General features: G+C 44.8%; 10 protein-coding genes. 3 read left to right on the top strand and 7 right to left on the bottom strand.

Annotated features, from left to right (window positions below):
- Positions 1-91: 91 nt before the first annotated feature.
- The 5 genes from HXT25_RS03355 to HXT25_RS03335 all read right to left on the bottom strand — a co-directional run bounded on the left by HXT25_RS03355 (position 92) and on the right by HXT25_RS03335 (position 6,833).
- Positions 92-1,102: a substrate-binding domain-containing protein gene (locus HXT25_RS03355; RefSeq protein ID WP_422118663.1), complete on the bottom strand. Its 1,011-nt coding sequence runs from the start codon at positions 1,100-1,102 to the stop codon at positions 92-94.
- Between the two features lie 485 nt (positions 1,103-1,587).
- Complete coding sequence (locus HXT25_RS03350) at positions 1,588-2,052, bottom strand: nucleoside deaminase (RefSeq protein ID WP_004113892.1); 465 nt, start codon at positions 2,050-2,052, stop codon at positions 1,588-1,590.
- Complete coding sequence (locus tag HXT25_RS03345) at positions 2,049-2,870, bottom strand: alpha/beta hydrolase (protein ID WP_014554279.1); 822 nt, start codon at positions 2,868-2,870, stop codon at positions 2,049-2,051. The genes HXT25_RS03350 and HXT25_RS03345 overlap by 4 nt, the downstream gene beginning before the upstream one ends.
- Positions 2,871-3,203: 333 nt before the next feature.
- A complete protein-coding gene (dcd, locus tag HXT25_RS03340; RefSeq protein WP_014554278.1) occupies positions 3,204-3,785 on the bottom strand; it encodes a dCTP deaminase in 582 nt (193 codons plus the stop codon).
- Between the two features lie 90 nt (positions 3,786-3,875).
- Complete coding sequence (locus HXT25_RS03335) at positions 3,876-6,833, bottom strand: cation-translocating P-type ATPase (RefSeq protein WP_422118662.1); 2,958 nt, start codon at positions 6,831-6,833, stop codon at positions 3,876-3,878.
- A 213-nt stretch (positions 6,834-7,046) separates the two neighbouring features.
- On the opposite strand from HXT25_RS03335, the gene rlmB reads away from it, so the two are divergent.
- Positions 7,047-8,042, top strand: coding sequence for a 23S rRNA (guanosine(2251)-2'-O)-methyltransferase RlmB (gene rlmB, locus HXT25_RS03330; RefSeq protein ID WP_019261477.1), 996 nt, complete (start codon positions 7,047-7,049; stop codon positions 8,040-8,042).
- A gap of 32 nt (positions 8,043-8,074) precedes the next feature.
- Positions 8,075-9,832: an ABC transporter ATP-binding protein gene (locus HXT25_RS03325; protein ID WP_422118661.1), complete on the top strand. Its 1,758-nt coding sequence runs from the start codon at positions 8,075-8,077 to the stop codon at positions 9,830-9,832.
- A gap of 24 nt (positions 9,833-9,856) precedes the next feature.
- Here HXT25_RS03325 and HXT25_RS03320 read toward each other — a convergent pair whose 3' ends face one another.
- Together HXT25_RS03320 and HXT25_RS03315 are read right to left on the bottom strand one after the other, a co-directional pair.
- Positions 9,857-10,567: a nitroreductase family protein gene (locus HXT25_RS03320; protein WP_422118660.1), complete on the bottom strand. Its 711-nt coding sequence runs from the start codon at positions 10,565-10,567 to the stop codon at positions 9,857-9,859.
- A 9-nt stretch (positions 10,568-10,576) separates the two neighbouring features.
- On the bottom strand, positions 10,577-12,400 hold the full coding sequence (locus HXT25_RS03315) for a S1C family serine protease (RefSeq protein WP_048730924.1): 1,824 nt from the start codon (positions 12,398-12,400) through the stop codon (positions 10,577-10,579).
- A gap of 341 nt (positions 12,401-12,741) precedes the next feature.
- Here HXT25_RS03315 and tgt point away from each other — a divergent pair, with 341 nt between their 5' ends.
- On the top strand, positions 12,742-14,067 hold the full coding sequence (tgt, locus tag HXT25_RS03310; protein ID WP_174143107.1) for a tRNA guanosine(34) transglycosylase Tgt: 1,326 nt from the start codon (positions 12,742-12,744) through the stop codon (positions 14,065-14,067).
- Positions 14,068-14,120: the final 53 nt, after the last annotated feature.

Here is a 14,120-nt window from a genome sequence, read left to right as displayed (position 1 = left end):
CATACAACAAAGTTACAGTGCAATAATCAGTTGAAATACTGATAGATAAACCATTAAGTAATGACGATATGTTTTGCAGCTTTTTATGAATCTATGCTCGCCCCAGCGATTCGCGAGGGATATACACAGTTTCTACACTCTGCGATTTAACGTCACCATTATTTTCAAGCATATCTAAAAATAGTGCAGCACTTATCTGGCCAATGCGTTGAACTTGCTGTGAAATCACAGAAATACGTGGAGTTGCTAGGCGAAACACTTCTACATCATCGAAAGAAATCAATGATATATCTTTGCCTATTACTAATCCTTCTTGAGCCATCACTTGCATTACTCGCAACGCATCTGGCGAATAGCCAATAATAAGAGCTTTCACTCCAACATTAATCATGCGATGCATTACGCTTGCACACGACGACTGGTCAAATCCTGTTGATTCTACGAATACATGCTCTTCGCCAAATATCTCTGAAGCCACGGTTCTAAATGCTTGCTCACGTTCTTGCAACGAAGGCGAAACAATAATCGGGCCAGAAATATAGCCAACTGAGTGAAAACCATGTTGCAGAACATCTAACAGCGCATCACGAATGCCCTTTGTTGGGTCTGAATCAACTACTGGTACGTGTTCTAAGCCGCCAGCTTGCGGTTCTACGTGGCGATCCATAAACAGCATAGGGAGTCGCTGCTCAATCAGCTTTCTCATAGCTTCAGTAACTTCACCCTGAGGAACTATAATCGCCCCATCAATACGTTGCGAAAGAATACTGGTTATAAATGAATCTTGACGAGATGCACTTTCAGATGATGTTCCTATAAATGCACAATAGCCTGCCTCAAACAATGAGTCTTGAACAGTGTAAGCGAGTTCGGCAAAATATGCGTTACGAATGTCTGGCACAAGCAGTCCTACTGTTTTTGTGCGTAACGATCGCATTGCTTGCGCGCGCGAATCTGGGATATAACCTAATTGAGCAACCGCACGCTCAACTTTTGCCTTGGTGTTTGCCGATATACGACCCGTGTTGTTTAATGCACGAGACACAGTTGACACTGATATTCCAGCATGTTGTGCAACATCGCGAATCGTAATATACGTCATAGCACCTCCCATCGGTAACACTATACAAAACTATACAAGTACAGCATTTAAGATTATTTACATTGCAATTTATATGCTCTGATTTTCTCTTGTATTCTATATTCTAAATTACGTTTTTTCATATACTCCTCTCTTTTGAGAGAATCACACTATGCATCTATGCATATGATGTTTTTACTAACCTCAATCTCACTAAGTAGCTTCATCAGCGCTGACCAAAGTCACCTATGAGATAACGTTTTCACACTCTTCTCGCTTCCGTAGCAAACCTTGTGCGGTAACGTTACCGCAACTATAACATTTAAAAAGCGCAATTGCAAGATAAAAATATTAAGAAATTTATATTATTAAAATAATTATTAGTAAAATAAAATAATTTAAAAATACGAGTAGATAAGATTAAATAAGACACAATAAAAGAAGACAAAACTAGACTATATTGAACAAGGCTAAACAAAGCTAGAAAAGACTTGAGTAAATCAAACCTACCTGCAATTCTTAAAAAAATCGCTTAGAATCTGAACACACTCCGATTCACAAACAGAACCAAAAACTTGCGGATGCGAGCCAACATGAGGATCTCGCAGAATATCCCAAACAGATCCACATGCGCCAAGTTTTGAATCCCATGCGCCAAAAATAACACGTTTTATATGCGTTTGTAAAATCGCCCCAGCGCACATAGGGCAAGGCTCCAAAGTAACAACAAGCGCACAATCGCTAAGATTCCAAGACTTGCGAGATACTGCCGCCTGCCTAATCGCAAGAATTTCTGCATGAGAAAGAGGATCCGCGTCTCGCTCGCGAAGATTAGAGCCGCGGCCAATAATCACACCAGAACCATCTACAACAACAGCGCCAACTGGAACCTCTCCACAATCGGAAGCAACTTGCGCAAGTCGCAATGCCTCTTGCATTAGCGGAACATATTCGCGCGCGCACAAAGTCACATTAGCCCCGAAGAAATATTGTGCAAAGCAAACCAAGAGCGAATATCGCCAAGTTCTTCCATGTGAACTGCATGGTCAAGCCCTCGGTAACGCTTCTCTTCCAACCACGTATGTTCCTCAAGCCAGGCTGCAGCCGCCGAAAACTCGTAAGGAGCAATAACAGCATCATCCAAACCATAACCAAAGAAAACAGGCGTATTAAGATCTGCAAGAACATCATCATTAAGAGAAATATCCTTGGCAATATTAGGAGCTACAAAGCCAGAAAGCGCAACGGCTGCACGATAACGTTCAGGGTTAAGCCTGAGAATATGAACAGCAAGAGCCGCACCCTGCGAAAAACCAAATGGCACAACAGCGCGATCTTCAGGAACGTTCGCAGCAACCCACTCGTCAATTGCAGCAGCTGCAGCATACATATCTCGATCTAAGTCATCTCCCTGAGGAACAGCATCATGGAACCAGCTGTAAGCGCCTTGATCTAATCGAAGCGGAGCGCGCAAAGAAATCGCATCATTATAAGGGGCAACAACGCGCAGCAAATCAAGCAAATCATCCTCATTGGAACCCCACCCGTGCAGAAGCAAAAGAAGAGGTCTTGTAGCGTAAGCCGACGCTTCTCCGCGAGAATACTTAGCAGCGTTTACATGTAAATCTTCGCCGAATCTGCCTGGAACAACACTAGATTCGCGACCAGCATGTAGACCATTTGAAGCGCTTGCAGCAGAATCCTCACTGCCAAAATCGCCATTATTGTCGTTATTGTCAAACTCGCCGTTGTCGAACTCATCTGAGATCACACCGTTATGATTAGTCATATCTACAGCATACGGCACAGCTTTGGCATTTATAACCCTTGTAATCCGAACACTGCGCTAAACGCATAAACGCTACATAAAAATTTAACCCCGACCGTTTAAGTCGGGGTTTAAATTAAAGGAAAAAATATGAATAAGCTTTCGTGAATTACTTTTTAAGTTTTTCACTAATATTATGAAAACACATAATCCTTAGTGCTGCTAGTACGTTAGCTGATAAGTTCCTGAAAGTTTACTACTTTTCCCCTGATTTTTCTTGATATTCGTTGCTAATCTTACAAATTTAGACTTTCAAATCTAGATTTTCAACTCTAATCTTATAATCTTATAAATTTAATCTTCCAAATTTGCGCGATAGAAGTTCTCATAAGACCTAGATGGTGTTGGACCACGCTGACCTTGATAGTGAGATCCATTAACAGAAGACCCGTAAGGATTTTCGCAAGGAGAACTCAGCTTGAAGAAGCACATTTGACCAATCTTCATACCTGGCCACAATTTAACTGGCAGAGTGCTAACATTTGAAAGCTCCAAAGTAATGTGGCCTTCAAAACCTGGGTCAATAAACCCAGCTGTGGAATGAGTTAAAATTCCAAGACGGCCAAGCGAACTTTTGCCTTCTAAGCGCGCAGCAATTGTGGAATCCAACTTCACATACTCCCAAGTGGATCCAAGCGCAAACTCGCCAGGATGCAAAATCCAAGGTTCATCAGGGGCAACCGCAAACTGCTCAGTCAACTCCCCCTGATTTTCTGCAGGATCCACGTAGGTGTAAGCGTGATTATTGAACAATCGGAAGAATCGGTCGAGCCGCACATCAATCGACGCAGGCTGGACCATTTGTGGGGTCCATGGGGTCAAATCAATATGACCCTCGTCATGAGCTTTGAGAATGTCGCGATCAGACAACAGCATAACGTCAAATCTCCTTGCGATAAAACCGCGTAAAACAAACACTTAAATACACTAATATGCCAAGTGTAGCGCGTGCCGCGGTCGAAAATATTAGGCAGAAATTGCAACAGAAGATGCAGCTTTGCGCTTAGCAATAAATCGCAAAACGCACTTTCTTAACTCCGAAGCAATAAGCACAACCATTGAAAGCCCAAGGCACTCCACCCACTCCATAAAGTCGAGCGGAACTGTGCCAAACGGGCCATTAAGGAATGGTATATAAATTACAGCAAGCTGCAACACTACGGAAACTGCGATTGCACCCCAAAGCCAACGATTTGCGAACAAGCCAACAAACACGCTTTGCAAATGCGAGCGAGATGCAAGAGCATTAAGCATTTGAGCAAACACAAGAATAGTGAAGCCCATTGTGCGCGCGTGAGTCATTTGAGAAGCATGAGTTAAAACAGTTGTGGAGCGGTCTGTAAACAATCCGCCAGCCAAATGCATGTCCATGCCAATCAGCGTTATAGCTGCCATAATCACACCAATAAACACAATGTCTCCCCACATTGGCTTATCGATAACGCTATCCGTAAGCCTTCGCGGACGCCTATTCATAACATCATCCGTTTGTGGATCAACGCCCATTGCGAGCGCAGGAGCAGCGTCCGTAAGCAAATTAATCCACAAAAGCTGAGTTGCCAGCAAAGGCAAAGTTACGCCAACAGAATTTGGCTGCGTAATTCCCAAAGCGCCAGCAAACACTACGCCACCAAACACGGTGAACACTTCGCCAACGTTGGAGCTAAGTAAGTATCGCAAGAATTTACGAATATTGTCGAAAATTCCGCGACCTTCGCGCACTGCTGCAACGATTGTGGAGAAGTTGTCGTCTGCCAAAATCATCTTGGCAGATTCTTTAGTGACTTCCGTACCCGTAATGCCCATTGCAACGCCAATATCTGCCGACTTTACGGCAGGAGCATCGTTTACGCCGTCGCCAGTCATAGCAACAATATTGCCTTGCCTTTGTAGCGAGGAAACAATAGCAAGCTTGTGTTCTGGAGCTACTCGCGCATACACGCTCACTTTGCTAATCGCATCGTCGAAAGCAATATTGTCGTCATCCCTAGAAAGCAACTCGTCAAGCTCATCGCCTGTAAGCGCATGCTCATCTTTTCCAATAATGCCAAGGTCGCGAGCGATTCGAGCAGCAGTAAGCGGGTGATCGCCAGTAATCATAACAGTTCTGATTCCAGCACGATGCGCTTGAGCAACGCTATCTCGAACTTCGATTCTAGGAGGATCAATAATCGCAACCATGCCGTTCCAAATCAAATCAGACTCCAAAACATCACTTTGTTCAGCAACATCTGCGATTTGGCCGGCAGCGTTAGAAACCATGCCGTCAACTTTAGCTAAACTATCTACGCCAAGCGGTCTATACGCCATTGCAAGCGTGCGATACGCTTCGCCAGAGAGCTTTTCCACATTTGCAAGAATCTCTTCGCGATCGCCATCTGTAAGCGGACGAACAGCGCCAGCCACTGCGATTCGCGTGCAATAAGAAAGCAAAACATCTGGAGCGCCTTTAGCGCAAACAATAAGATTCCCAGAATCCGACCCGTCTTTAACAACAACAGACATGCGTTTGCGCTCAGAAGTAAACGGCACTTCCGCAACGCGACTAAGATGCGCGTAACGCTTGTCCGCCTTGGTTTTGCGCGCCGCAACAATAAGCGAAACCTCGGTAGGGTCGCCAACTGGCTGCCATGCGTCAGACGATTCATTATGGTGCAAGTCGCCATCGTTTGCTAAATACCCAGATCCGAGCGCGCCAATCACCTCTGTTGCTAGAGCTGGAGGAACCGCCAAATCCGCATCTAAAGAATCCAGCAAAACCATTCGTCCCTCTGGCTTATACCCACTACCTGTAAGCTGTACTTGGCCGCTAGGCGTTATAACACGCTCAACAGTCATCTCGTTTCGAGTTAAAGTACCAGTTTTGTCGGAGCAAATAACAGATGCGGAGCCAAGAGTTTCTACAGACGAAAGCTTTTTAACAACAGCATGATGCTTTACCATGCGCTGAACTCCCAAAGCAAGAACAACCGTTAAAATAGCAGCCAAGCCTTCTGGAACAGCAGCAACAGCAAGAGAAACAGAAAGAAGCAAAGAATCTATAACGTCTTCAATAGTGCGGAATCCTTCAAGAGCCCACATAGACGCAAGCACAACGGCTGCAATAATACACACTGCGATTCCAAGAACCTTAGATACGCGAACCATCTCCTTCTCGAGAGGAGTGGCTTCTTCTTGCGCGCTAGAAAGCATATCTGCGATTTTTCCAACCTGAGTTTTCATGCCAGTAGAAGTGACTATTGCGCGACCAGTGCCTTGCGTTACGGCAGTGCCATTAAACACCATGTTTGTGCGGTCTGCCAAAGATTTTGGCGAAGCTAGAGTTTCTGGACGCTTGCTAACAGCAACAGATTCTCCTGTAAGGCTTGCTTCCGCAACGCGCAAAGAAGCGGCTGCAATAAGCCTTGCGTCTGCAGAAACAGCATCGCCTTCGCCGAGAACCAAAATATCTCCAGGCACAACATCCGCCGTATCTATGCGCATAACTCGCCCATCTCTAAGAACAGACGTTTGCGGAGCGCTCATTTTTGCCAGCGCTTCAACTGCTTCTTGCGCGCGCGACTCTTGAATATAGCCCAAAACTGCGTTTGCTATAAGAATCACGATTATAACTATTGAGTCAAACGGCAGAACTTCGCCGCCACTTTCGCCACCATGTTGTGCGCGCTCAACAAACCATGCGATTGCGGAAATAATAGTAGCCGCTATAAGCAAGTAAACAAGCGGATCTTTAAACTGTTCTAGGAATCTCTTCCACGCTGGTGTTTTAGGAGCGCTAGCTAAAACGTTCGGGCCAAATTGCGCGAGCCTTTTAGCCGCCTCATCACTACTTAAACCCGTAGAAACGTTTACATTAAGCGAATTTGCAACATTTTGCACGTCTTGCAATGACGGATCTTTGGATTGATCGCTTTGATCAACCATATTTTCCCCCTTGGGAGCGCCGCGGAGTAGTCAATAATCAAAATTTTTACGCAAAGTTGACTCAAAATCTTGATTATTGCGCGGTTGTGGATTATTGCAATAACAATAATTAAGTACCGTTCTATTATGCCACATAAAGCGCCAAATACTAATGCCTCGCTAATGCAGCACCAAAGCATCGTCAATGCCTCGGGGGCATGTGAAAATAAGAATATGGCTATGAAAAAAGGACCGACCAAGGGGTCGGGTGGAAAACATCGTAATGCATTGCGCGGCAAGGGACCTACTCCTAAAGCAGAGGACCGCGTGTATCATAAGGCTTATTTCGCTAAAAAGGCTGCGATTAAGCGCACGTTTGCAGATCCGCGTTTGGCAGCTAGACGCAGAGTAGATAAGTTGGGCACAGATAGCGACGAGTTGGTAATTGGGCGAAATGCAGCTCTTGAAGCTTTGCGCGTAGGCGTTCCTAGCACGCAACTTTATGTTGCAAATCGCATTGAGCATGACGATCGCACGCGCGAAATCGTTAAGCTTGCTGGCATGCAAGGCTTGCGACTTTTGGAAGCGGATCGCTTGGAAATGGATCGCATTGCTCACAGCACCAATCATCAAGGCATTATATTAAAAGTGCAGCCTTATCAATACTATTCGCTGCAAGAGCTTGTTGATCGCGCAGAAAAGAAGTCTCGCGCTATGGAGGCGGCGGATTCTGCAGCCGCTCGCATTAACGCACGCCCATTGTTTATAGCACTAGATGGAGTTACCGATCCACAAAATCTTGGTGCTGTTATTCGATCCGCAGCCGCTTTTGGCGCAAATGGCGTAATTTTGCCAGAGCGCAGAAGCGCATCTGTTACAGCTGCCGCTTGGAAGGTTTCTGCAGGCGCAGCAGCACATTTGCCTGTTGCTCGCGTTGTGAATTTAAACAAGGCGATTCAAGGTTTGCGCGAGCGCGGATGGTATGCGATTGGTCTTGACGGTGGCGGCGACAAGCTTGTTGGCGAGACTGGTTTTGAAACCGATCCGCTTGTCGTAGTTCTTGGAAGCGAGGGCAAGGGCATGAGTCGCCTAACGCGTGAAGCTTGCGATGCTATTGCTGGAATCCCAATTTCTAGCGCTGTCGAATCGCTTAACGCATCCGTTGCAGCTGGAATCAGCTTGTATGCTGTTGCTAACGCTCGCAGGCTTGCCGCCTTGAGTCAAAATTAGTAATTAGCATTGCGAATTAAGAGTTAACACTCATGCGGATTTTTAAGCCACGCAATTTACAAGATTCACATAACGCGCGCACATTGGCTTTATTATTAGCTTTTGTTTTATACATTGCGATTATTGCAATCGTAATGTGTTTCCACGAACCTTGGTTTGACGAAGCTCAAAGCTGGCTGATTGCGCGCGACTCGTCGCTTGCAGACATTATTAGCGTTAGACCCCATTACGAGGGTCACCCTCCTTTTTGGAATCTTTTGCTTGCGATTGCAGCTAAAAATAGCGTTCCATACGAGTTTGGAATTAAGGGTATTCAACTGGTTTGCGCAAGCCTACTGGGTGCGTGGCTTATTTTTAAGTCGCCTTTTAAAAGCGCAAGCAGCCTTGCAACTTTTCTTATTCCGTTTACTTATTTTGCTTGCTTCCAGTACGGTGTTACATCGCGACCATACGCTTTGCTTTGCTTAAGCTTGCTAGTAGCGGCACATTATTGGAATAGTGCGGATTCTAAGACTTCTAGCGCTTGCAAACTTGCGATTAGTCTTATGTTTATGTGCTTGCTTAGCGTGTACGGGATTGCATTTGCTGCAGGCTTTACAATTGCTTGGATTTGGCGAGTTTTTAGCAAGAATATTAGCAAAACTCTTAATTTTAGCTCCATTCTTCACGCAATTAAAGCAACAATCGCATCAAATTGGGCGCGACTTATATCTTGGGGATTAATCGCCATTTTTGGCGCTGCAAACCTTGCTCTTGCATGGCCAGCAAAAAACGCATTCGCCACTCGCGCAACGATTGATGGCAATTCAACAATTGCAAAATGCTTCGCTTTTATATTCGTAATGCCTTCCGAAAGCATGTTTACAAGCTTTTATGGCGATATTTCAATGCGAAGAATGCCTTTTGACTTTTTGCCGATTACAATATGCACAATTTTTAGTCTTGTGATTTGGGCATTTGCAATTAAAATCGCCAAGCGCAGAAAACTCCTTGCGGTTCTTGTAATCCCTTATCTCGTTCTTACAATCGTAGCTGTTCGCTATTTTACGCTTCACCACGCAGGTCTAATCTTTGTGTTTCTGCTAAGCATACTTTGGATTAGTCACATCAAAGAGCCGCTTAGTACAAAAGATATTCCTGCGATTTTTATTAAAGTCGCCATTTTTACAAAATCTGCACTAGCTAAAATAAAGCCGACTAATCTTTATCAAAATAAAACAAAAATTACCGAAAACAAAGCTTTTAAAATCAACCTACTAATATCAATAATCCTTGCACCAAGCCTAATTTGGAACGCGTTTGCTTGCGTAAACGACATTCTGTTTGACTATTCGCCTTCTAGAGCTGTAGCACAATACATATCTAGTAATCACTTGCAAAATAAGCGTTTTGTAGCATCTTGGCTCCATAACGACGAGCAGGTTGACGAAAGTGGAAAAGTTATTTCTCACGAAGAAAACGACACTCACCAATATTCGTGGCTTTTAATAGGCGCAAACCCTTATTTTTCTAAAAATCTTATAGATTGCGCTTACAAAAACAAGACTTTTATAACGAATGAAAGCCCTACTGCAAGCCAGCAAGCACAAGAGTTGACGGATTGTGCTGCAAAGGGCGAGCCAGAATTTTTTGTTAGCGAATCCAGCCAGCCGTGGTACTACTTCTTGGCTTTAAACTACAACATTTCGCATTACAATGCGCACGCTGTTTCCAACGTTAAAACGTCTTGGAAAGCTTGGGTTTATGAAAGCACTGCCACTATTTACGAGCGCAAAGCACACATAAAATAGGCAAAAACAATTGTTTCGCAATCGCTAAAGCAGCTCAATCTTTGGATGCTCGGCTCTAAACTCGTTTGTATGCGAATCGCTAGCATACCCAAGCGCAAATCCAGTTAAAAGCTCCATGTTTTCTGGAACATCAAACTCCGCGTCTAGCGGATCTCGCCAAGTAGCCAAAACTCCAAGCGGACAAGAGTCAACGCCTAAATCTTTAGCAGCAAGAAACAGCGTTTGTAGCATAAGACCTGCATCCATTGCAGCAAATGGCATAAAATCGCGTCTAGCTAAAACAAAGCCAATAACGGGTGCTCCAAAAGCTTCGAAATTTCTGCGCGTATGGGCGTTCCTGGCTGCAAAATCGTGCCTTTCGATTCCTAAATGCGAATATAACGCTAGACCGAGTTTAGCGCTTCGCTGCTTTAAATCGTCGGGGTACGGCTTTGCAACAGGAACGTCGCCATTAGGCGCTGACTCTTGAGCAAACTGAGCGCGCTCAGATTCGCTCAAACTCTTATCTTTGGCTTTAAGCATTGCATTGCACTTATCTAAATAAGCTTTCACAATGCGATCTTTTTTGCTGCCTTGTGCAATCGCAAGCGCATAAGCTCTTGTGTTGCTCCAGCTTGGCGCAAGAGAAGCGGTGTGCAATATTGACTCTAAAACGTTTTGCTCAATCGGCTTGTTTAAAAAGTCGCGTGCAGAAAACCGCTCCGATGCAAGTTGGCCAAAATCTTTGTAAGTCATGCTATCAGTTTACCAGAAACCGAATGGGTCAAAAATGCCACCATCGTCAGAATCGTCGTCTCCGCCTCGAGGGAGTTGATCCAAAGGATCATCATCTCCATCTGAAGAATCGCCTCCATTGTTGTTCTGGCTCTTCTTATCGGAAGAATCAGGCTTTTTACTTCCGCGCTTCCTCAAGGATCGAGGGTCTTGACGAGTTGCGCCATTAACAGCAGCTTCTTCTTGGTTAAACTTGACTGTTAGATTGACAGTTCCGTTACCACGAACAACTGTTATTGTTGCCTTATCTCCCAAAGCGGTAGCGCGCACAAATCCCAAAAGCGAATAATTGCTTGTCACAGGCTTTCCATTAAACGCCACGATTGTATCTCCAGCACGCATTCCGCCTTTTGCTGCAGGAGCGCCAGGAGTTACAGACGCCACTTGAGCGCCGCCGCGCGTAATGTTATTTTGCGTTACGTTCACGCTTTTAACCATAATTCCAAGAGCAACGTGTTTTACAGAACCATTCTTAATAATCTCGTTTACTACGCGCTTAACAAGATTAGACGGAATAGCAAATCCAATTCCAATAGACCCTGCTGTGCCGCCTCTAGCAGAAGTTGCGGCAATAGAAGAATTAATACCGATTACTTTTCCAGCAGCATCAAAAGTTGGTCCGCCAGAATTACCAGGATTGATTGCAGCGTCAATTTGCACAGCATTTGTTACGATTTCCGAACGACTCTGATCATCCATAACGGAAACTGGGCGATTAAGCGCGGAAACAATGCCTGTTGTAGCAGTATCGTCGTAACCAAGAGGATTTCCAATTGCCATCACAGGTTCTCCAACAGCAAGAGCATCAGAATCAGCAAACTCAACTGGTTTTACGTTACTTGGTAAACCGTCTACTTTAAGCACAGCCAAATCGGTAGTTTTATCGGTTCCAACAAGCTTTGCCTTGTAAATCTGGCCATTAGATAGCGTTACTTGCAGCTGTTGCATTCCAGCAATAACGTGATTGTTTGTAACAACATGACCTTGCTTGTCGATTATTGCCCCAGAGCCTTTGCTCATATTCTTGTCATTGCGCGCCTGAATAGACACAACTCCGCCAGAAACGTTTTTAGCAACCGAACGCCAATCTGGAGATTGACCACCTTTTACTACTGCTGTTCCTTTTGAAGATGATTGTGTACCTACATCTGCAAGCGTTCCCGAACCTGGAATAGAAATTAGTCCTTGAGTGATAGCGAATGACATTACAACAACGCATACCACTGCAGAAATAATTGACGACACAATCGCCACTGTTATATTTGAGTTTTCTCTGGACTCTTTTCTAGCGCCACGCTTTTTGTACACTACATGTGGACCCTGATTTGGATTCTGATTTGAACCCTGATTTACGACCTGTACTTCGCCATGAACTGCATCATCCTGATTATCGCCAGCATCGCCATCAGCAGCATCATCACTCAAATCATAAGGATTCCCAAATCTAGAATTTTTAATATTGCCGCTATAGGGATCACCATAAGGCAAGAATGGATTATCCAAATTGTCATCCGAACGCGCATAATCTCCGTTAACTGTGTTTCTTGACGATTCTTCACCATCATTAGCAGTAGAGTCGCCAGCAACCGAAGAGTTTGCAGAATTATTTTCATCACTTCCGTCGCCAGTATTAACAGGACCATATGCACCATATTCCGGAGCAGGACGATAAATCTGAGGTTCACCCTGACTAGTCTGCTTAGTCTCCTCCGTCTGTGACTGTCCTTGTGAAGACTGCTCAGATTGCACTTCACTAGAATCATAGGCCTTAGAATCATAAATATCGTCAGCCATTAATCCTCCTTAAATCTTTTAACACAACATACTCTAATCTGATTACACGCATTCATACAAGTTAATATGAGATTTTTACGCGCTTTAATCTTTCTACACGCAAATAAAGCGTAAGTTAAAATCTAAGATTTAATTTTCTTACAATATGAGTTAAACGTTTTGCTCTTAAAATTACCTGAATATTTAGCCATATAATGCCGTATAAATACCATATAGTTACCGTATGAATACCGTAAAATTAGCTAGCGGTTTTTATAGAAAATACATAAACACGTAAAATTTAACGAACGGTTGCTGACGACTTTTCCGCGTACAATGCCACAACTTATGCGCATATCGTCATGCCTTCTAATAGAGTAAAAGGTATGACTAATCTTATTGAACACCCACGCGGAGCAGAGCCTGGTAAGCCTGGAGATCGCAGCGAATTCTCGTTTACAACAAAAACGCGTTTGGAAAATACGGCGGACGGCAAGGGAAAAGATGGAGCTAGATACGGGCGAACTGGCGTGATTCGCACGCCTCACGGAGATATTCACACGCCTGCTTTTGTGCCTGTTGCAACTCAAGCCGCAATGAAGGCCGTGCTGCCAGAGTCAATAAAAGACTTGGGCGGCCAATGCATGCTTTCTAACGCATTCCACTTATATGAGCGCCCTGGCGAAGACATTTTAGACGAAGCTGGCGGTCTTGCAAAGTTTATGAACTGGGATGGCCCAACTTTTACGGATTCTGGCGGATTCCAAGTGCTTTCGCTTGGCGCTGGTTTTAAGAAAACTCTTGCAATGGACGTTACAGGCATGAAGTCCGACGATGTTATTGCAGAAGGTAAAGAGCGTATGGCATTCGTTGACGAGGATGGCGTAACGTTTAAGTCCCCTCTAAACGGCTCAATTCACCGATTTAGCGCAGAAATCTCAATGGGTATTCAACACAAGCTTGGCGCGGATATTATGTTTGCTTTCGATGAGCTTACAACTTTGATGAATACTCGTCGATATCAAGAAGAGTCGGTTGAGCGCACTTTCCGCTGGGCTAAGCGTTGTGTTGCCGAACACAAGCGATTAACCGAGGCGCGATTAGGAAAGCCGTATCAGGCGTTGTATGGCGTTGTTCAGGGAGCGAATTACGAGGATTTGCGTAGGCACGCGGCAGAGCAGATTGCTTCGCTCGACTTTGATGGCGTCGGAATTGGTGGAGCAATTGAAAAGCGCATTATTGGAGACACTTGCGCTTGGATCTGCGATGCTATGCCAGAAAATCGCCCTCGCCACGTGCTTGGAATTGCTGCAGTTGACGACATTTTTGCTTGCGTAGAAAACGGCGGAGATACGTTTGATTGCGTTGCCCCTGCGCGATGCGGCCGAAACGGCGCGATTTTTACTCGCCACGGACGATACAACGTAAAGCGCGCCGAATTTAAGCACGATCAGGGACCGCTTGAAGCTGGATGCGATTGCTACACTTGCACGCATTATTCGCGCATGTATGTTAGCCATTTACTGCGCGCTAAAGAGATGAACGGATACACGCTTGCTACGATTCACAACGAGCGATTCTTTGTTAAGCTTCTAGACGACATTCGCGCGTCGATTGACGGCGGATATTTTGAAGAGTTCCGCGATGAATCGCTTGCGCACTACTACGAAAATGGCTCGCGCGGATAATTTCTCTGGAGTTACACGGTTTCCTACTTAACGTTGCGAGAGGGCTGGGTGTT

This window comes from Gardnerella sp. DNF00476 (assembly GCF_049262735.1).
Taxonomy (GTDB): domain Bacteria; phylum Actinomycetota; class Actinomycetes; order Actinomycetales; family Bifidobacteriaceae; genus Bifidobacterium; species Bifidobacterium vaginale.
The sequence above is the reverse complement of the archived record's forward strand: the minus strand, read 5'-3'. Positions and strand labels throughout refer to the sequence as shown.

What these genes read in the sequence shown, in the direction of transcription:
- HXT25_RS03315 (WP_048730924.1), bottom strand. Translation starts at nt 12,400, where the DNA reads ATGGCTGACGATATTTATGATTCTAAGGCCTATGATTCTAGTGAAGTG.
- HXT25_RS03320 (WP_422118660.1), bottom strand. Translation starts at nt 10,567, where the DNA reads ATGACTTACAAAGATTTTGGCCAACTTGCATCGGAGCGGTTTTCTGCA.
- HXT25_RS03325 (WP_422118661.1), top strand. Translation starts at nt 8,075, where the DNA reads ATGCGGATTTTTAAGCCACGCAATTTACAAGATTCACATAACGCGCGC.
- dcd (WP_014554278.1), bottom strand. Translation starts at nt 3,785, where the DNA reads ATGCTGTTGTCTGATCGCGACATTCTCAAAGCTCATGACGAGGGTCAT.
- HXT25_RS03335 (WP_422118662.1), bottom strand. Translation starts at nt 6,833, where the DNA reads ATGGTTGATCAAAGCGATCAATCCAAAGATCCGTCATTGCAAGACGTG.
- rlmB (WP_019261477.1), top strand. Translation starts at nt 7,047, where the DNA reads ATGGCTATGAAAAAAGGACCGACCAAGGGGTCGGGTGGAAAACATCGT.
- HXT25_RS03355 (WP_422118663.1), bottom strand. Translation starts at nt 1,102, where the DNA reads ATGACGTATATTACGATTCGCGATGTTGCACAACATGCTGGAATATCA.
- tgt (WP_174143107.1), top strand. Translation starts at nt 12,742, where the DNA reads ATGCCTTCTAATAGAGTAAAAGGTATGACTAATCTTATTGAACACCCA.
- HXT25_RS03345 (WP_014554279.1), bottom strand. Translation starts at nt 2,870, where the DNA reads ATGACTAATCATAACGGTGTGATCTCAGATGAGTTCGACAACGGCGAG.